General features: G+C 72.2%; 16 protein-coding genes. 9 read left to right on the forward strand and 7 right to left on the reverse strand.

Annotated features, from left to right (window positions below):
- Positions 1–39: 39 nt before the first annotated feature.
- Positions 40–1,815 (forward strand): GMC family oxidoreductase, encoded by a 1,776-nt coding sequence (locus tag AB0D74_RS26735; protein WP_362591963.1) that lies wholly within the window; start codon positions 40–42, stop codon positions 1,813–1,815.
- Between the two features lie 94 nt (positions 1,816–1,909).
- On the opposite strand, the gene AB0D74_RS26740 is transcribed toward AB0D74_RS26735, so the two are convergent.
- Positions 1,910–2,947 (reverse strand): cell wall protein, encoded by a 1,038-nt coding sequence (locus AB0D74_RS26740; RefSeq protein WP_362591966.1) that lies wholly within the window; start codon positions 2,945–2,947, stop codon positions 1,910–1,912.
- A gap of 210 nt (positions 2,948–3,157) precedes the next feature.
- On the opposite strand from AB0D74_RS26740, the gene AB0D74_RS26745 reads away from it, so the two are divergent.
- The gene (locus tag AB0D74_RS26745; RefSeq protein WP_362591969.1) at positions 3,158–4,336 is read left to right on the forward strand and encodes a hypothetical protein; all 1,179 of its coding nucleotides are present in this window, start codon (positions 3,158–3,160) and stop codon (positions 4,334–4,336) included.
- Positions 4,337–4,990: 654 nt separating this feature from the next.
- On the opposite strand, the gene AB0D74_RS26750 is transcribed toward AB0D74_RS26745, so the two are convergent.
- Positions 4,991–5,272 (reverse strand): chorismate mutase, encoded by a 282-nt coding sequence (locus AB0D74_RS26750; RefSeq protein ID WP_362591972.1) that lies wholly within the window; start codon positions 5,270–5,272, stop codon positions 4,991–4,993.
- Between the two features lie 283 nt (positions 5,273–5,555).
- On the opposite strand from AB0D74_RS26750, the gene guaA reads away from it, so the two are divergent.
- Positions 5,556–7,136, forward strand: a complete 1,581-nt coding sequence (gene guaA / locus AB0D74_RS26755; RefSeq protein ID WP_362591975.1) for a glutamine-hydrolyzing GMP synthase — start codon at positions 5,556–5,558, stop codon at positions 7,134–7,136.
- A 194-nt stretch (positions 7,137–7,330) separates the two neighbouring features.
- A complete protein-coding gene (locus tag AB0D74_RS26760; RefSeq protein WP_362591978.1) occupies positions 7,331–8,125 on the forward strand; it encodes a class II aldolase/adducin family protein in 795 nt (264 codons plus the stop codon).
- Between the two features lie 117 nt (positions 8,126–8,242).
- On the opposite strand, the gene AB0D74_RS26765 is transcribed toward AB0D74_RS26760, so the two are convergent.
- A complete protein-coding gene (locus tag AB0D74_RS26765) occupies positions 8,243–9,130 on the reverse strand; it encodes a DUF4429 domain-containing protein (RefSeq protein WP_362591981.1) in 888 nt (295 codons plus the stop codon).
- Positions 9,131–9,318: 188 nt separating this feature from the next.
- Here AB0D74_RS26765 and AB0D74_RS26770 point away from each other — a divergent pair, with 188 nt between their 5' ends.
- Both AB0D74_RS26770 and AB0D74_RS26775 read left to right on the forward strand, forming a co-directional pair.
- The gene (locus tag AB0D74_RS26770; protein ID WP_362591984.1) at positions 9,319–10,596 is read left to right on the forward strand and encodes a hypothetical protein; all 1,278 of its coding nucleotides are present in this window, start codon (positions 9,319–9,321) and stop codon (positions 10,594–10,596) included.
- Positions 10,597–10,771: 175 nt separating this feature from the next.
- Complete coding sequence (locus AB0D74_RS26775; protein ID WP_362591987.1) at positions 10,772–11,311, forward strand: DoxX family protein; 540 nt, start codon at positions 10,772–10,774, stop codon at positions 11,309–11,311.
- A 16-nt stretch (positions 11,312–11,327) separates the two neighbouring features.
- Here the strand turns inward: AB0D74_RS26775 and AB0D74_RS26780 are convergent, their stop codons facing one another.
- Both AB0D74_RS26780 and AB0D74_RS26785 read right to left on the reverse strand, forming a co-directional pair.
- Entirely contained in the window at positions 11,328–11,537 is a 210-nt protein-coding gene (locus AB0D74_RS26780) for a hypothetical protein (RefSeq protein ID WP_362591990.1), read from the reverse strand.
- On the reverse strand, positions 11,524–12,957 hold the full coding sequence (locus AB0D74_RS26785; RefSeq protein ID WP_362591993.1) for a PspC domain-containing protein: 1,434 nt from the start codon (positions 12,955–12,957) through the stop codon (positions 11,524–11,526). The genes AB0D74_RS26780 and AB0D74_RS26785 overlap by 14 nt, the downstream gene beginning before the upstream one ends.
- 198 nt (positions 12,958–13,155) lie before the next feature.
- Here AB0D74_RS26785 and AB0D74_RS26790 point away from each other — a divergent pair, with 198 nt between their 5' ends.
- Entirely contained in the window at positions 13,156–14,448 is a 1,293-nt protein-coding gene (locus tag AB0D74_RS26790; protein WP_362591996.1) for a PspC domain-containing protein, read from the forward strand.
- On the forward strand, positions 14,445–15,170 hold the full coding sequence (locus tag AB0D74_RS26795) for a response regulator transcription factor (protein WP_362591999.1): 726 nt from the start codon (positions 14,445–14,447) through the stop codon (positions 15,168–15,170). Before AB0D74_RS26790 ends, AB0D74_RS26795 begins: the two co-directional genes overlap by 4 nt.
- A gap of 6 nt (positions 15,171–15,176) precedes the next feature.
- Here AB0D74_RS26795 and AB0D74_RS26800 read toward each other — a convergent pair whose 3' ends face one another.
- Complete coding sequence (locus tag AB0D74_RS26800; RefSeq protein WP_362592002.1) at positions 15,177–16,235, reverse strand: NlpC/P60 family protein; 1,059 nt, start codon at positions 16,233–16,235, stop codon at positions 15,177–15,179.
- 425 nt (positions 16,236–16,660) lie between these two features.
- On the opposite strand from AB0D74_RS26800, the gene AB0D74_RS26805 reads away from it, so the two are divergent.
- Positions 16,661–17,014, forward strand: a complete 354-nt coding sequence (locus AB0D74_RS26805; protein WP_362592005.1) for a hypothetical protein — start codon at positions 16,661–16,663, stop codon at positions 17,012–17,014.
- Here AB0D74_RS26805 and AB0D74_RS26810 read toward each other — a convergent pair.
- Positions 16,992–17,966 (reverse strand): tellurite resistance/C4-dicarboxylate transporter family protein, encoded by a 975-nt coding sequence (locus AB0D74_RS26810; RefSeq protein ID WP_362592007.1) that lies wholly within the window; start codon positions 17,964–17,966, stop codon positions 16,992–16,994. The two genes, AB0D74_RS26805 and AB0D74_RS26810, sit on opposite strands and share 23 nt — an antisense overlap.
- Positions 17,967–17,971 lie beyond the last annotated feature (5 nt).

The following is a 17,971-nucleotide window of genomic DNA, read 5'->3' on the forward strand; positions in this document are numbered from 1 at the left end:
CACTGACGGCCCGCACGCGAAACTCAACGAGGAGCACCCGTGCCCCAGGACACCTACGACTACGACGTCATAGTCGTCGGCTCAGGCTTCGGCGGCTCCGTCACCGCCCTGCGCCTCACGGAGAAGGGCTACACCGTCGGCGTCCTGGAAGCCGGCCGCCGCTTCACCCGCGAGACCCTCCCCAAGAACTCCTGGGACATCAGGAACTACCTCTGGGCCCCGCAGCTCGGCTGCTACGGCATCCAGCGCATCCACCTCCTCGGCAACGTCATGGTCCTGGCAGGCGCCGGCGTCGGCGGTGGCTCGCTGAACTACGCCAACACCCTCTACGTCCCGCCGAAGCCCTTCTTCGACGACCCCCAGTGGCGTGACATCACCGACTGGCAGGAGGAGTTGAAGCCGTACTACGACCAGGCCCAGCGCATGCTCGGCGTACGGCTCAACCCGACGATGACCCCGTCCGACGTCCACCTGAAGGCGGCGGCGGAGAAGATGGGCGTCGGCGACAGCTTCCACCTCGCCCCGGTCGGCGTCTTCTTCGGCGACGGCAAGGACGCCGACGGCGAGTCGAAGGCGTCGCCCGGGGACCCGGTGGCGGACCCCTACTTCGGCGGCGCGGGCCCCGCCCGCAACGCCTGCACCGAGTGCGGCGAGTGCATGACCGGCTGCCGGCACGGCGCGAAGAACACCCTCAACGAGAACTACCTCCACCTCGCCGAGAAGGCGGGCGCGGAGGTGCACCCCCTGACCACCGTCGTCTCCGTCACCGACGACTCCCGGGGCGGCTACGCGATCGCCACCCTCCCCACCGACGACCGGAAGGCGGCGGGCCGCGTCTTCAAGGCCCGCCGGGTCGTCGTCGCGGCCGGCACCTACGGCACCCAGACCCTCCTGCACCGCATGAAGGCCGGCGGTCAGCTGCCCTACCTCTCCGACCGCCTCGGCGACCTCACCCGCACCAACTCCGAGGCCCTGGTCGGCGCCCAGACCGACGACCGCCGCTACCGCAGGGCACACGGCACCCCGAAGGCCGACTTCACCAGGGGCGTCGCGATCACCTCGTCCATCCACCCGGACGAGAACACGCACATCGAGCCGGTCCGCTACGGCAAGGGCTCCAACGCGATGGGCGGCCTGTCGATCCTCCAGGTGCCGTACGCGGAGGGCTCCTCCCGCGTCCTCGGCTGGCTGGCGAACGCGGCCCGCCACCCCCTGCTCGTGCTGCGCTCGCTCTCCAACCGGCGTTGGTCGGAGCGGACCATCATCGGCCTGGTGATGCAGTCGCTGGACAACTCCCTGACGACGTACCTGAAACAGGACGGCGTCGGCAAGGGCCTGCTCACCGCCCGGCAGGGCCACGGCGCCCCCAACCCCAAGCAGATCAAGGCCGCTTCCGAGGCGGCCACGGTGCTGGCCGAGGAGATCAACGGCTTCGCCGGCAGCAACGTCGGCGAGCTGATGGGCACCCCGCTCACCGCCCACTTCCTCGGTGGCTGCCCGATCGGCGACTCCCGCGAGACCGGGGTCATCGACCCGTACCACCGGCTGTACGGCCACCCGGGCATCTCGGTCGTGGACGGTGCGGCCGTCTCCGCGAACCTCGGCGTGAACCCGTCCCTCACCATCACCGCGCAGGCCGAGCGCGCGATGTCGTACTGGCCCAACAAGGGCGAGGCGGACCCGCGGCCCCGGCAGGGCGAGCCGTACCGGCGCCTGCCGGCGGTCGAGCCGCACCGCCCGGCGGTCCCGGCGGAGGCGTTCGGCGCGCTGCGGCTGCCGTTCCTCGGGATGCCGGCCGTACCGCCGAAGAAGTAGCCGGACACCGAAGAGGGACCTGTGCCCCCCTCCGAGCCCAGGTCCCTCTTCGATCGGTGCGCGGACCGCCGTACGGCGGTCCGCGCGACCTTGCCTATGAGTCCGTGCCGGTCCTCCGCCGCCGTACCAGGACCACCGCACCGGTGCCGACGACGACGGCGACCCCGCCGACCAGGCCGATGACGGGGAGCGCCGAACTGGTGCCGGTGTCGGCGAGGTTGCCGGTCGGCAGGTCGGAGACGTCGCCCTGCGGCTTCTTCACGGAGTCCCTGCCGCCGTCGTCGCCCGGCGTGGCCGTACCGGGGGCGGGGTTGGACGAGCCCGCCTCGAGGACCGTGAAGTCGTACTGGGCCCAGCCCTCGGCGACGCAGTCCAGGCCCTGGACCTTGTCGAGGTAGGCACCGGAGCCGAAGGAGTAGGCGTCACCGGCCGGTGCCTTGGCGTCGACGGAGACGCGCAGGTCGACCGACGTGCTCGCGCCCGACTTCAGCTTCGGGACGTAGAGGAAGTAGTCGCCGGCCCAGTCGTCGTCGCCGATCCGGTCCCAGGAGCCGGTGCCGGGGTTCTTGAACTCCAGGTCGACGTACGGGCTGAGGTACTTCGACTCGTCGAGCGCGTAGTTCTCGATCTCGGCGTAGAAGGCGACGCCCTCCACGTCGGCCTCGGCGTCGTTCGTCACGACCAGCTCGAAGCCGTGGAAGCCGTCGCCCGCGACGATCTTTCCGGGCAGGCCCTTGATGTCGGCGGACACCTTGGCGTCGCCGAAGTTCTGGTCGAGGTCCTCGCAGTAGGGCACGTCCGGGTCGGACGGGTTCGCGCTGGGCTCGGCCGATCCGGAGGGCCCGGCGGACGCCGACGCCGACGCGCTCGCGCTGCCGCTGGGGGAGGCGGCGGCCGAGGCGGACCCGGAGGCCGAGGCACTCGTGCTGTCGCTGTCGCTGTCGCTGTCGTTGGGGGAGGCGGAGTCCGAGGCTGCGGCGGATTCCGTGTCGCCGGGCCCGCCCGGCGCGCTCTCGGACGCGGGCGTCGACGGCGAGTCCTCCGCGAACGCGACGACCGGTGCGGACAGCAGGGCGAACGGCGCGACGACGGCCGCGACCGCTGCCGCGGCCATGACCCGGCGAAGCTTCATGAGGAGGACCCCCGTGCGTCAGCTGCGGTGGAGGGATGTCACCGCTGGTTCCGCAGATGTGACAGGCGAGTCCTGTGAATGGTTGCCTCCGCATTCACGGAACCCTCATGTGATCTGAGTCACTCGTTCCGTCGGGATGTCGGGTGGCATGAACACAGCCGATTCCAAGGTTATTCTCGCCCCCGTCGAACGGCCGAGCGAGAGAGTGCCATGTCTGACAGACGGTCCGAAGAATCGTCGGGGGACGAGCCGTCGTCCTCCTCCATATCCGACGAGGTGTGGGAGCAGTTCCTCCAGGACACCGAACGGGACATCCGCAAGTCCGCCCCGAAGGAGCCCTCCGCCCGGGCCCGTGAGGTGACCGAGCGGCTCAAGGGGCGCACGGGGGAGCCCGAGGGATGGCGGACCGGGCCCGCCTGGCAGGAGATGAACGGGCGGGCCGCCCGGCGCCGCAGGATCTGGGCGGTCGTCGGCATCCCGCTGGCGATCGCCGTGGCCGTCGTGGCGATGCGGCCGTCCGTGATCCCCGGCGACCCCTTCGGCTCGTCCTCCGGCTCGTCCTCGGGCTCGTCCTCGGGCGCGGACACCGCCACCGCGCCGCTGCCCGACGAGACCACCGCCCCGACCGCCCCGCCCTCCGCGGTCGCCCCCGGCACCCCGACGCTCGCCCATCCGTTCGCCGGATCCCCGGCGCTGCGCTGGGCCGACGGCGCGGCCGGCATCGTGCTGCCGAAGGCCACCGCGCTCGGAGCGATCCCGAAGGACCGCGTCGAACTCGCCCTCCAGCAGACCAGGAAGCTGCTGGTGGACGGCAGCCTGAACCCCGACGTCATAGCCGGCGGCAACCCCGCCGCGGCCCTCTCGGTGCTCGACCCCAAGCAGCCCGGCGTGCTCGACAACCTCAAGACCTCGCTGCGCAGCCCCAGCAGGACCCACAACCCGCTCTTCCTCTTCAGCCGCTTCGACCCGAAGGACGTCAAGCAGGCCGGGAAGGTCGTCAAGGTGCGCGGCCGGATCACCTTCGCGAAGGGCAAGTACCAGGGCGTGGCCGTGCACGCCGACTACACCTTCGTCTATCCGGTCGTCCGCGCCGGTGCCGCCACCGACGGTTCCACCGAGGTCGCCCGGACGATCGTGCGCCGCGTCATCGAGGCCGAACTCCCCGACCCCACGCGGTACCAGGTCACGGCCGGCCGCCTGACGCTGCTCCGCTACGACGAGGACGCCGGTAACTCGGTCTGCGGCATCGACGACGGCTATCTGCACCCGGAGTTCGCTTCCCGGGCCGCGACCGGGACCACCGCCCCGACCGGCCCGTCCGTCGACCCGTACGACCGCAGCCGCGACATCGGCAAGGAGGAGGCCTGCGGCACGGTCAGCCGGACCTAGTCAGCCGGACCTGGGCGCCTCGGGCTGCGCCGCCCCGGGCTTCGTCGTCCCGGGTTTGTGGGGCAAGGCGAAGGGCCCCGCGGAACGGAGCCGCGGGGCCCTTCTTTCGTCAGCACCGACGTCAGGGCAGCGTCGGTGCCTGGGAGCGGCGCCGGGGGGTTGCGCCGCTGGTCTCTGCGCCCTGTGCCGCCGTCCATGCCCTGGGTCGGCGCCCCGGCGCACTCGGGGCGTACGGCAGGTCTCGACCTTTGGCGGACGGCCGGCACACGGCAATTCCGTTGCCTGAACTGGGACTTGGGAGCTCCGAAGGCCGTGGGAGCCTTCTACGCATCGTGCTGGATGGACGCGGCCTCCGCAACCGTTTGACCCAGCCCTTGTGCATTTTTGCAATTTTCCGCCGGTCGGCCCCGGGCGTCCCCGGAGCCGGCCGTCTCTTGGGTGACCGGGCTGCTGTCCCCTGCCGTCCGGTCACTTGACTGGAGCGAGGTCCCACGGCGCACGGCACGTTCCGTACGCCTCATCGCCCCAGCGAAGCCACGCGTGGTTCTTCCGGGCCCGCCCCTGGCTGGGACGGACACCCCACCAACGAAGCGGCTCCCGGGCCGGTCACGCGCCGTACGGGTGAGAAGGGTCCCGAACTCAGATCCGCCCGACTCAGATGCGACCCCGGCACAGTTCCAGGAGCGTCATGGCGAGGGCGGTGCCGGGCCTGCCGAGCGCCGAGCTGTAGTGGCCGAGGATCTCCATCTCCCGGGAGAGGTTCACCCGACGGCCGCCGGAGGCGATCCGGGCGTCCTGGACGACGGCGGAGACGGCCATCCGTTCCTGGATCAGACCGATGATCCGGTCGTCGAGCGCGTCGATGCGCTCCCGCGCACCGGTGATCACGTCGGCGGCCTCGGCGGTACGGGCACCGGTCACATCGAGGGCGGTCATGTCGGGGCTCCTCATCTGAAGGGAGGTGCCCCGGAGCGGCAGGATCCGGAGAAACACCAGGCGCCCCGGACCTTGTCGGCCCGGGGCGCCTGGGGAAGTCGCTTGTCAGTTGCTCAAGCAGCACGACCATGGCAGCCGGTGGGCCGGTCGCCATAGGTAAAGAGGAAGGTCGTCTGCGTGAGCATGGGGGCGAGTATGCCACAGCACTACGGCGAGGTGTCCCGCGCCCGCCCCGTTAGAATCGGTAACCACAGACCCCCGCCCGACCGCCGGAAGGCACCCCGTGTCATCAGCGACTCCCGCTGCCGCCGCTCCCGACACCGTCCTGGTCGTCGACTTCGGCGCGCAGTACGCCCAGCTCATCGCCCGCCGCGTCCGCGAGGCCCGGGTCTACAGCGAGATCGTGCCCAGCACCATGCCGGTCGCCGAGATGCTCGCGAAGAACCCGGCGGCGATCATCCTCTCCGGCGGCCCCTCGTCCGTGTACGAGGAGGGCGCCCCCCGCCTGGACCGCGCGCTCTTCGAGGCCGGCGTCCCCGTCTTCGGCATGTGCTACGGCTTCCAGCTGATGGCCCAGGTCCTCGGCGGCACCGTCGACAACACCGGCGCCCGCGAGTACGGCCGTACCGACCTGCACGTCTCCAAGGCGTCCTCCACCCTCTTCGAGGGCACCCCCGCCGAGCAGCACGTGTGGATGTCGCACGGCGACGCCTGCTCCGCCGCCCCCGAGGGCTTCACCGTCAGCGCGTCCACGGACGTCGTCCCGGTCGCCGCCTTCGAGAACGACGAGAAGAAGCTCTACGGCGTCCAGTACCACCCCGAGGTCATGCACTCCACGCACGGCCAGCAGGTCCTGGAGCACTTCCTGTACCGGGGCGCGGGCCTCAAGCCCACCTGGACCACCGGCAACGTCATCGACGAGCAGGTCGCCGCGATCCGCGAGCAGGTCGGCGACAGGCGCGCCATCTGCGGCCTGTCCGGCGGCGTCGACTCCGCGGTGGCCGCGGCCCTCGTCGCACGGGCCATCGGTGACCAGCTGACCTGCGTCTACGTCGACCACGGTCTGATGCGCAAGGGCGAGACCGAGCAGGTCGAGAAGGACTTCGTGGCCGCGACCGGCGTCAAGCTGGTCGTCGTCGACGCGGAGGCCCGCTTCCTCGACGCGCTCGCCGGTGTCTCGGACCCCGAGCAGAAGCGGAAGATCATCGGCCGCGAGTTCATCCGGGTCTTCGAGCAGGCCCAGGCCGAGATCATCGCCGACGCAGGACCGGCCGTGGAGTTCCTGGTCCAGGGCACCCTCTACCCGGACGTCGTCGAGTCCGGCGGCGGCACCGGCACCGCGAACATCAAGTCCCACCACAACGTCGGCGGCCTCCCCGAGGACCTGGAGTTCCAGCTCATCGAGCCGCTCCGCAAGCTCTTCAAGGACGAGGTCCGGATGGTCGGCCAGGAGCTCGGCCTGCCGGAGGAGATCGTCCAGCGCCAGCCGTTCCCGGGTCCCGGCCTCGGCATCCGGATCGTCGGCGAGGTGACGAAGGAGCGTCTCGACCTGCTCCGCGACGCCGACGCGATCGCCCGCGAGGAGCTGACCGCGGCCGGTCTCGACCGTGACATCTGGCAGTGCCCGGTGGTCCTGCTCGCGGACGTCCGCAGTGTCGGCGTCCAGGGCGACGGCCGCACCTACGGCCACCCGATCGTGCTGCGCCCGGTCTCCTCCGAGGACGCCATGACGGCCGACTGGTCCCGCCTGCCGTACGAGGTCCTCGCGAAGATCTCCACCCGGATCACCAACGAGGTCCGTGACGTCAACCGGGTCGTCCTCGACGTCACCTCCAAGCCGCCGGGCACCATCGAGTGGGAGTAGGCCCGAAGAAGAGGTGGCGCGGCTCCGGCGGCGCCACCTCTTCGGCGTGTGCCGTACGAGTCATCCGGCCGTCGATTTCCGACAACTTCTGTTGCGATCTGCTCGCGCGCGTCATCTTTACAGAACAGCTCTGTTTTCCTGCACTGACCGGCGGTAACTTCCGGCCGTAACACAAACCCAGTGCTGGAGGACCTATGCACGGGCCGACCCCGCCCCTTCCGCTGCCCACCGACCAGCTTCAGTTCGCGATGCCGCCGATGTACGACTCGCTCGACGACGAACGCCGGCATCGCAAGGAGCGGCTCACCGGAGCGCTGCGGATCTTCGGCCGGGCCGGACTGGAGGACGGTGTCTCCGGGCACATCACCGCCCGCGACCCCGAGTACTCGAACTGCTTCTGGGTCAACCCGTTCGGCATGCCGTTCAAGCACGTCACCGTCGGCGACCTCGTCCTCGCCAACCAGGACGGGCAGGTCATCGAGGGCCGCTACCACGTCAACCAGGCCGCCTTCACCGTCCACGCCCAGGTGCACGCGGCCCGCCCCGACGTCGTCGCCGTCGCCCACTGCCACTCCGTGCACGGCCGCGCCCTGTCCGCCCTCGGCGACCTGCTCGACCCGATCAGCCAGGAGAGCTGTGCCTTCTACGAGGACCACGCCCTCTACGACGCGTACACCGGCGTGGCCGTCGACGCCGAGGAGGGCCGCCGGATCGCCGCCGCCCTCGGCTCCCGCAAGGCGCTGGTGCTGCGCAACCACGGGCTGCTGACCGTCGGCGACTCGGTGGACGCGGCGGCCTGGTGGTTCCTGTCCATGGAGAAGTCCGCGCAGGTCCAGCTGACCGCGAAAGCGGCCGGCCGGCCGCTGCTCATCGACCACAAGCTCGCGGTCGCCACCCGGGAGCAGCTCGGCGGCGACCTGGTGGCCTGGATCAACTACCAGCCCCTGTGGCGGGACATCAGCCGGAGCGAACCGGATCTGCTGAGCTAGACGCTCCGCAAGGCGCTCCGCTGGAAGCGCCGCGATCCGTCGTCTGGCGTCTGCGGCGCCGTCGTGGCTGGTCGCGCAGTTCCCCGCGCCCCTTCGGGGGCGCTGCTGCCCCCTGGGTCAGAAGCTTCGCAGTACGGCTGCCTTTGTCCGGGTGAACTCCTCGTCGGTGAGGACGCCGTCGCGGTGCAGTTCGCCCAGTTCGCGCAGCCTGCGCAGGAGGACGTCGTGGTGGTCGGCGGACTGGTGCGGCACGGTCGCCGGGGGCCGGTCCCGGTCGGTGTGCTCCGTGCCGGGCCGGGTCGACGGGTGCGGCAGCCGGGCCGTGACCGCCGCCGCGACGAGCGCCGTCAGCAGGTCGCGGCGGACACTGCCCCACAGGTCGAGGGCGTACGGGTCGCGCTCGGCCGGCAGTTTCGAGAACACCGTCTCCCGGGTCACGAACCGCAGGAAGCCGTCCTCGAACCCGGAGTTGGGCAGCCACTCCACCTGGACCAGATCGCCGACGCCGATGATCCGGGGCCCGGTGGCCCGCTTGACCCGGTCCGCGGTGTCGGCCCAGTCGATGCGCACCTGCGTACCGTCGAACGACACCGTGCCGTCCGAGGACCGCACCGACACCGGAACCGGCGGCCCCGGCAGCAGGTACGTCCCCGCCGGCTCCGTCGGGACCTGGTCCAGCAGCAGCGACTGCCGGATCTCCGCCACGACGTACTCGGCCACCCCCGACCGGTCCCCGTCCACCGCCAGCCGGTACGGATCCGCCGCCTCCGGCAGCCGCCCGCCCGTCGCCTGCAACAAGGGGTCCGCCCCCTCGCGCAGCCGCATCCTCAGCCGCCCCCGCCTGCGCTCCGGCTCGTACACCACCCCCGCCACCGCCTCCAGGGGTACCGCGATCTCCCCGTAGGTCTGCCGGAACAGCGGAACGGACCGGTGGCGTCCCGGCGTGATCCGGACCGTACTGCCGTCGAAGGCCCAGGTCCCGTCCCGCTGGATGATCTCGGCCATGGGGAAATTCTCGCAGCCGGGTCAACACGTCCGCCGTATCTTCACTCGTGGTGACCGGCCCGCTGAACGCGAACGGCGTGGCGTAGGGCACAATTCGTCCTCGACACAAGGGAGTTGCGCGACGCCGTCCGGCCCCGGGGAGGGCCCTGCGCGTCGTGCCCCGGGCGTGGGGAAGGCAGGCGTCGGGCGTGGCGGTGCAGGAGGCGAGACAGGGCGCCGGTTCGGGTGCCCACGGGGGCGGCTGCGCGTGCGGTGACTGCCCGCACGGGGCACGGGAGGGACACCGGCGGGCGGTCGCCGAATTCCTCCTGAAGCGGGAGGAGTTCGCGGCCGGGCAGGGGCTGCCCGCGGCGGTGGCCCACTCGGCCTCCGCCTCCCGCCAGTGGGTCTCCGAGGAACTCGCCCAGTCCGCAGGGGTGGTCGCCGAACGCGGTCGCGCCGAGGGCGAGGCCTGGCTCGCCCGCCTGTGGCTGCGCACCGCGTGCACCGTCTGGGCCGCCGTCGTGATCATGCTTCTCACCCAGGCCCTCACCGCCATCGGCACCGGCTGGACCAGCGCCCGCACCGCCGGACTGCTCGCCGCCCTCCTCGTGGCCCTCACCCTCACCGCGGCCTCCTGGTTCCACCGCTCGCGCGGCGGGGTGCTCGCCCCCGTCATCGGCGAGGACAACCGCATGTCCACCTCCCGCACCGTCGCCGCCTCCTGGGTCCTCTTCGTCGCCTACGCCGTCCTCGTCCTGGCCGGCCGCCTGGCCGCCGCCTCCTCTCCCGCCGACCGCGACGCCCTCATCGCCGGTCTCGACCTCGCCCGCGGCGCCGGCGTGGTGACCGTCCTCGCCGTGGTCTGCGGCATCGCCGTGCTGGTGCGCCGGGTGGTCGGCCTGCGCATCGCCGGCCAGCGCCTGCAGAAGGTGCGCGCCCACCGCCCCCGCGCCGCCGACCTGCTCACCGACGACTCCGGCCGCGGCACCTTCGCCGACATCCAGTACGTCGTCATCAGCGCCGTCGCCCTGCTCTTCGCCGCCGTACGGCTCGCCCGCCGCCCCGACCAGCTCCCCGACCTGCCGTGGGGCCTCGCGACGGTGGTCCTGATCTCCGCCGCGACCTACCTGGCCGGCAAGTACGCCGAGGGCGGCCGGCCGGTGATCCTGTCCGTGGTCCGCGCCCGCGAGGCCGGTGACCTGGACGCCCCGATCCGCACGGGCGACGACATCGAGATCCGCGGCACCGGCTTCGTCCCGCCCGGCGCCCAGACCGCCGACCGCCTCTCCCGCATGGTGGTCCGCATCGGCGCCGTCAACGTCCACGTCCCCCTGGTCCCGGTCACCGGCGGCTTCAGCAACCCCACGGACCACGTCCTCACCGTCCCCGTCCCCGCCGACGTGGAGCCCGGCTCCGTCGAGGTCCAGGTGGTGACCGCGGCCGGAGTGGCGACCAACCGGTGCACGGTCGAGGTGACCGAGTGAGCGGGCCTGCCCGGCCCGGACGTGTCCCTTCCTGTCCGCCTTTCTCCACCCTCCGGGTGTCTAGGTCCGGCCGAAATTCGGAAAAACGTCCGGCAGAGGGTTGAGCCGACCGCGGTTGTCGTACGTATGGTCTGTTGAGGGGCCCGGGTACTGCGGCGAGAGGCGGCTACTGGCGATGACTCACGGCATTCGTTCGGACACGCACACCCCGTATCTCGACGGCGACCGCAGTCTGCGGGACACCGCCACCCGGTACGCCCTCCTTCCCCTGCGGATCTTCCTGGGCGTCACCTTCATCTACGCCGGCCTGGACAAACTGACCGACAGCGCCTTCCTCAAATCCGGCGGCTCCGGATCCATCGGCGACACCATGCGCGCCGTCCGCGACTCCGCCGCGATCCCGGCCCTGATCGACCTGGCCCTGAAGAACCCCGTCGGCTTCGGCACCGCGATCGCCATCGGCGAGCTCGCCGTCGGCCTCGGCACCCTCTTCGGCCTGCTGGCCCGGCTGGCCGCGCTCGGCGGCGCGCTGATCTCCCTCAGCCTCTGGCTGACCATCAGCTGGGCCAACTCCCCGTACTACTACGGCAACGACCTCGCCTACCTGATGGCCTGGCTGCCCCTGGTCCTGGCCGGCGCCCCCTACCTCTCCCTGGACGCGATCCTCCGCGCCCGACGACAACACCGCTCGGCACGGGCTTCACTGGGCCTCTGACCGGCGTTCCGGCTCTCTAGTTCTCCGGTGTGCCGCGGCGCCTGCGTATCGCCCGGGTCAGCGCCGCGGTCAGCCCCGCGAGGACGAGGCCGGCCACCGTCACGGGGATGACCGCGAACCACTCGGTGTCCCACCAGCCGCCCGCGTCACCGGCGTAGGCGATCCCCGCGGCCGTCAGGAAGACACCGACGACCAGCCGTCCGGGCTGGAACTCATGCCGCAGCACGGGTCACCTCCACCTGTCCCGCGCCGACCTGGAGATCCAGGCCGAGCGTCCCCGCGTCCTTCGCGCCGCTCACCGGCGCCAGCGTCACGTCTTTGTGCCTGCCCGGTTCCACGTCCACGTCCTTCTTGTCGTCACCGGGCAACTGGATGTCGCCCACCCCCACGTCGATGGTCATCCGCACGGTCACGTCCGCCGGCACGACGATCTTCAACTGGCCCGCGCCCACTTCGGCTGAGGTCGACACCGTCCGCCCCGGGGCGACGCGTATGTGCGTCAGATCCAGCGTGGCCACGCCCGTCCCGAGGTCGTACGCCGGCGACACCTCCGCCGCCGTGGCCGGGGTCCATTTCGCCCGGGTCCAGTGGGTGCTGATGTCGGACGGGAGTGCCGTCGCGCCCGCCAGCAGGGCCGCTGTGAGCAGGGCGAGGAAGAGCGAGCCGGCCCCCGTGCGTCCCAGGAACGAGCTGAGTGCCGTGCCCAGCCCGAACACGATCAGCGCGCAGGCCAGGCCGGTCTGGAGGCTGGTGCCCAGCGGGTGTGTGTCCCACGTCAGCCCCGTGCCCAGGGCGCCTGCCACGAGAGCCGACAGGAAGATCCAGCCGCCGATCCAGCGCGGTCCGCGCGGTCCGCGTGGTCTCGGGGGCGGGGTCTGCCGGGTGCGGACGTCCTGGCCGTGGACCCACGGGGTGCTCAGCCGGAAGTCGAGTCCCGGGGCCTCCCGGCCGCGGACCTCGGCCGGGCCCCACAGGTAGCCGGTGCCCCCGACGTGCGTGCCGTCCTTGACGATCGGGTCCCGCCACCACGAGGGGTAGGAGATCGGGATCGGCGGTGCCTGGGCCTCCGGCGGGGCGTCGGCAACGGCCTGGGCGGACAGCGGGTCCGGGTCGGGGGCGCCGCGCCGCCGCGACCAGTACCCGGCGCCGGCCAGCAGCAGGGAGAGGACGACGGCGAACGCCAGCACCTGGCCGTTCCTGATCATCGTCAGCAGCACTCCGCAGCCGACCAGCGCGAACAGCACGGCCGTCAGGGCCTGCCCGTCGACCCGGCCGGTCAGCAGCTTGCGGACCTCGTTCTCCTCGTCGTCCTCGTACGGCACGAAGAGCCAGGCGAAGCCGTAGAAGAGGAGACCGATGCCGCCGGTCGCGGCCAGCACGGCCAGGGTGATGCGGAAGATCACCGGGTCCAGGTCCGTGTGGCGGCCGAGCCCCGCGCACACGCCCGCGATCATCTTGTGCCGGCGGTCGCGCCGGAACCGGGGGGAGGCCGCGTCGACGGCTTCCGCGCCGGCAGCGGTGCCCCCGGCACCCGTCGCGGCCGAATCCGCCGCGGCGGGCGCGGCATCCGACGGCCCGGCGCCCGCTGCGGGCCGCGGGCCGGGGCCGGGTCCCGGACCCGTCGCGGCGTGCTCGTGATCAGTCATGAGTCAATGGTGACGGCCGAGCCGCCGCGGCGGCAGTCGGGATGACCCTGGCCGAACCCTGAAATCTGCCCCGAGGCCGGACCGGGAAGCGTTCGAACGACGCGACACCGGCAGTGCCCACGGGAAATCCGAAGATCAGGGGAGTCTCGGGGGTCGACCCTGATGCTCCGCAACTCCGGGCGTGTGAACATCGATGGCATGCCGGAAGCCGCAGCAGCGCCCCTCGACGCCCCCCGGCCGCCGCGCAAGCTCTACCGCAGCAGCGACGGCCGCTGGCTCGGCGGAGTGGCGCGGGGCCTCGCCGGGCACCTCGGGCTGCCCGTCGTGTGGGTGCGGCTCGTCTTCGTCGGCCTGTTCATGGCCAACGGCCTCGGCGCGCTGCTGTACGCCGCGTTCTGGTTCTTCGTGCCCCTCGGCGTCGGCGGGGTCGGCGGGCAGAAGCCGCCCTCCCTGGTCACCACCGAGACCTCGGCGGACGGCCGACGCAGACTCGTCGCCCGCAAGCCCGACAAGGGCCAGATCGTCGCCCTGCTCCTCATGGTCGTCGTGTCCATGGTGTTCGTGGGCAGCGTCAACCTGACCAGCGGCGCCAAGGCCTACCTCCTTCCCGCCGTCCTGGTCGCCGCCGGTGTCGCCCTGGTCTGGCGGCAGGCGGACAACGCACGCCGGGCCCGCTGGGTCGAGGTCGGCAGCCGGCGCCGCACGCTCAGCCTGCTGCGCGCGGGCGTCGGCGTCCTGCTCGTCACCGCGGGCGTCTCGGGCGTCTTCGTCATGCAGGGCTCCGCCGCGCACATCGGGGCGGTGCTCCAGGCCTCGCTCGCCGTGCTCGTCGGCATCACGCTGCTCGCCGGCCCGTATCTCGTGCGGATGACCCAGGACCTCTCCGAGGAGCGGCTGATGCGTATCCGCGCCCAGGAGCGCGCCGAGGTCGCCGCCCATGTCCACGACTCCGTGCTGCACACCCTCACCCTGATCCAGCGCAACGCGGAGAACGCGGGCGAGGTGCGCCGCCTGGCCCGCGCCCAGGAGCGCGACCTGCGCACCTGGCTCTACAAGCCCGAGGGCACCGGCAAGGACGAGGCCGACGAACCCGCCACCCTCGCCGACGCGGTCCGGCGCAACGCGGCGGAGGTGGAGGACAAGCACGGCGTCCCCATCGAGGTTGTCGTGGTCGGGGACTGCCCGCTCGACGAACGGACGGGCGCGCAGATGCAGGCCGCGCGCGAGGCGATGGTCAACGCGGCCAAGTACGGTGGCGAGGGCGGCGCCGTCCAGGTCTACGCCGAGGTCGAGGGCAGGACGGTCTTCGTGTCCGTCCGTGACCGCGGTCCCGGTTTCGACCTCGACTCGATACCCGCCGACCGCATGGGTGTCAGAGAATCGGTCATCGGCCGCATGGAGCGCCATGGCGGCACCGCACGGCTGCGCTCCGTGCCGGGCGGCGGCACGGAGGTCGAGCTGGAGATGGAGAGGGCGGAGAAGACGTCATGAGCGACGCGACCGAGGCGAACGGTCCGGGGAACGGCCCGGCGGAAGGCGCGGACGAGGCCGGGCGTCGGGTGCGGGTGGTCCTCGTCGACGACCACCGGATGTTCCGGACGGGCGTCCAGGCCGAGATCGGCCGGACCGAGCAGACCGGCGTCGAGGTGGTCGGCGAGGCCGCCGACGTCGACCAGGCGGTCTCGGTGATCACCGCGACCCGGCCCGAGGTGGTCCTCCTGGACGTGCACCTGCCGGGCGGCGGCGGGGTCGAGGTGCTGCGCCGGTGCGCCCCGTTGACGGCGGACGCCGAGCGGCCGGTGCGTTTCCTCGCGCTGTCCGTGTCGGACGCGGCCGAGGACGTGATCGGCGTGATCCGGGGCGGCGCCCGCGGCTACGTCACCAAGACGATCACCGGTACCGACCTGGTCGACTCGATCTTCCGGGTCCAGGAGGGGGACGCCGTCTTCTCGCCGCGGCTCGCCGGGTTCGTTCTGGACGCCTTCGCCTCCACCGACGCCCCGCCGGTCGACGAGGACCTCGACCGCCTCACCCAGCGCGAGCGCGAGGTCCTGCGCCTCATCGCCCGCGGCTACGCCTACAAGGAGATCGCCAAGCAGCTGTTCATCTCCGTGAAGACGGTCGAGTCCCATGTGTCGGCGGTACTGCGGAAGCTGCAGCTGTCCAACCGGCACGAGCTGACCCGCTGGGCGACGGCCCGCCGCCTGGTCTGACACCGCTCAGACGACCCGCGTCGCCCCCGCGAACGGCATCTCGTCGATCGGCGCGATCCGTACCGGCGCCGACGGGTTCGGCGCGTGGATCATCTGGCCGTTGCCGATGTAGATGCCGACGTGGCTGATGCCCGAGTAGAAGAACACCAGGTCGCCCGGCTGGAGCTCGGAGCGGGAGACGCGGCGGCCGGCGTCGATCTGGGCGTAGGTGGTGCGGGGGATGGAGACGCCGGCGGAGCGGTAGGCGGCCTGGGCGAGGCCCGAGCAGTCGAAGGCGTCGGGGCCGGTCGCGCCCCAGACGTAGGGGCTGCCGAGCTTCGAGTAGGCGTAGGCGACGGCAGCCGCGGCGCGGGAGTCGGTGGCGGCGACGCTGCCGGCGGCCAGCGGGGCGCGGGCGTCCGGCGCGGAGCGGGAGGCGCGTCCGGTGCCGTCGTCCGCTGTGACCGCGGACCGCTGCTGCGGTGACAGCCGGTCCAGCAGCTGCCGCGCCTCGTCCAGCTTGCCGTTGACGGCGGCCTTCTCCCGCTTCAGTTCGGCCTGCCGGGACCGCAGCGACGTCAGCTCGACGTGTGCCGCGCCCCGCAGCTGCTCGATCTCCCGCAGCTGTTGCCGTACCCGCGCCACCGCACCGGCCTGCCGGTCGCCGGCCCGCTCGGCGAAGGCCGCGTCGTCGAGGTACCGGTCGGGATCGCTGGACAGCGCCAGCTGCCAGGCCGGGTCGATGCCGCCGTCGCGGTACTGCGCGGCTGCTATGGAGCCGAGGGCGTCCCGCGCGGAGTTGAACTTCGCCTGGGCGCGGGCGGTCTCGTCCTGCAGCGACTTCAGCCGCCGCTGGGCCGTGTCGGCCTTCTCCTTCGCTCCGTCGTACTTCTGGGTGGCCTCCTCGGCCTCCTGGTACAGCTGGTCCACCTTGGCCTTCACCTGCGCCGGTGTCAGTTGCGGCTCGGCGTTTCCGGTCCCTTCGAAGGCCGTCGCGGTGGCCGCGCCCGCCAGGGCGAGGGTGGCGGCCGTGCGGGCCGTGTTGCCGCTGAGCGAGCGCTGTCGGGGCTTGCGGTGCACTGCCACCTGGACTGTCCCGTCCTTTCCTACGACCGCCGTCTCGTCCGCGGGGAGTGCGCATCGCGCGTCCGGCGGCGGCCCGCACAGGGGGAGCGGGCCGCCGCCGGACCTTCTCGGCGGTGGTGTCCGACTGCCGCCCCTGGCCCGGGCGGCGGTGGGGAGTCGGTCACCTGGGGGAGGACGCTAGGCCCGGGTGTGTCGGCTTGGTAACGCGATGCGCGGAATTGGCACGACCGGATCGTTACCCGACGGTATGTGTACGGAATTCCGGTACGGAGTCGTCGGCTTCCCGGGGCGGGATGACCGAAGCGGCGGTTCCGGGGCTGGTGGGAGACGCGGGCTGCTATGGGGTGCATATATGCGGGGCGGACGGTGCCGAGGGAGGGGCCGGTGGCAGGTGCCCCGGACCGCCCTGATTAGGCTCCGGGGCCATGGACGTACTCATCCATCTCTTCGTCGGCCTGCACATCATCGGCATCGCCGCGCTCCTCGGCGGCTTCCTCACCCAGATGAAGGCGATGGGCCAGGGCACGGCCCGGTTCGTCCCCGGGATGCTGCACGGCGCGTTCACCATGCTCGCGACCGGTGTGATCCTGGTCGGCCTCAACGAGGCCGACGACCACCACGTCAACACGATCAAGATCGGCGTGAAGCTCGCCCTGCTGATCGTGATCCTCGGGCTCGTCTACGTGAAACGGGACGACGAGAAGGTCGAGAAGGGCGCCTTCGGCCTGGTGGGCCTGCTCACGGTGGTGAACATCTTCATCGCCGTCCTGTGGACCTGAGGGCGGCACGGGCGCCCGCCACTGCGCCGGCCGCCACCGCCAGCCAGGCCGCCACCGTGACCCACACCAGCACCCGCCCCGGCCACTTCAGCCACGCACCGCCGACGGCGGCGGCGACCGACAGCGTCGCCGTCGCCGTCATCCCCATCGGGAACACCGTCGCCCAGCGGCGCACGTCGTAACGCGGCCGGGGCCACGCCGCCTCCGCGGCCAGCAGCACGACGTACCAGGCCAGGTCCAGGACCAGCAGCCCCACCGTCACCACGCGCAGGACGCCCCGGTCGTCGTCGTTCCACAGGTACAGCCGCGCGCTGTCGGCCGCCAGCAGCCGCGCCCCGGCCAGCGCGGAGATCGCGAGCGCGCCGCCCGCCACCCACTGGTCACCGGGCCCCTGGGCGATCTGCCGCCACTCGAACCGGGGCACGGCGAGCCCGTACATCGCAAGGCCCAGCCAGAACAGGACCAGCGAGAGGTGCGCGAGCCACGCCGTCGTCAGGGCCGCCGCCAGCGTCGCGCCGAGCACGGCAGGCCCCTGCGTGGCCACACAGGCCAGGAACACCGCTCCCGGCATCCGCGGCCTCCAGTGCCGCACGACGAGGACCAGCAACGGCGGCCACAGCACCACCGACAGTGCCAGCAGGGCCTCGGCGAGGGCCTGCCACCCGAGCGCCGAGAACCGCGTCCCCAGCACCGTCGTCGCCGCCACGGCGGTGAGCGCGCCCGGCGTCCGCGCCTCCCGCGCCCACCGCCGGCGATCCCGTGCCAGCCGTACGACGAAGTCCGCCGCCAGCGCCGCCCACATCACGCAGGCGAGCACCAGCGCCACCCTGGACACGGTCTCAGCGCCCGCCAGGTGCAGCCCCACCGACAGGATGCCGGTGGCCATCACGGCGGCCCCGGCCGCCGGCGGACGCTGCGCCCACCAGGCGCGGAGGGGTGACATGCCGGACATGCCCC

The sequence above is a fragment of the Streptomyces sp. NPDC048278 genome (assembly GCF_040652195.1).
GTDB lineage: Bacteria > Actinomycetota > Actinomycetes > Streptomycetales > Streptomycetaceae > Streptomyces.

Bases quoted from the DNA above. Each gene is read 5' to 3' on its own strand.
- AB0D74_RS26740 (WP_362591966.1), bottom strand. From the start codon at position 2,947: ATGAAGCTTCGCCGGGTCATGGCCGCGGCAGCGGTCGCGGCCGTCGTC.
- AB0D74_RS26745 (WP_362591969.1), top strand. From the start codon at position 3,158: ATGTCTGACAGACGGTCCGAAGAATCGTCGGGGGACGAGCCGTCGTCC.
- AB0D74_RS26750 (WP_362591972.1), bottom strand. From the start codon at position 5,272: ATGACCGCCCTCGATGTGACCGGTGCCCGTACCGCCGAGGCCGCCGAC.
- AB0D74_RS26760 (WP_362591978.1), top strand. From the start codon at position 7,331: ATGCACGGGCCGACCCCGCCCCTTCCGCTGCCCACCGACCAGCTTCAG.
- AB0D74_RS26765 (WP_362591981.1), bottom strand. From the start codon at position 9,130: ATGGCCGAGATCATCCAGCGGGACGGGACCTGGGCCTTCGACGGCAGT.
- AB0D74_RS26775 (WP_362591987.1), top strand. From the start codon at position 10,772: ATGACTCACGGCATTCGTTCGGACACGCACACCCCGTATCTCGACGGC.
- AB0D74_RS26785 (WP_362591993.1), bottom strand. From the start codon at position 12,957: ATGACTGATCACGAGCACGCCGCGACGGGTCCGGGACCCGGCCCCGGC.
- AB0D74_RS26790 (WP_362591996.1), top strand. From the start codon at position 13,156: ATGCCGGAAGCCGCAGCAGCGCCCCTCGACGCCCCCCGGCCGCCGCGC.
- AB0D74_RS26795 (WP_362591999.1), top strand. From the start codon at position 14,445: ATGAGCGACGCGACCGAGGCGAACGGTCCGGGGAACGGCCCGGCGGAA.
- AB0D74_RS26805 (WP_362592005.1), top strand. From the start codon at position 16,661: ATGGACGTACTCATCCATCTCTTCGTCGGCCTGCACATCATCGGCATC.
- AB0D74_RS26810 (WP_362592007.1), bottom strand. From the start codon at position 17,966: ATGTCCGGCATGTCACCCCTCCGCGCCTGGTGGGCGCAGCGTCCGCCG.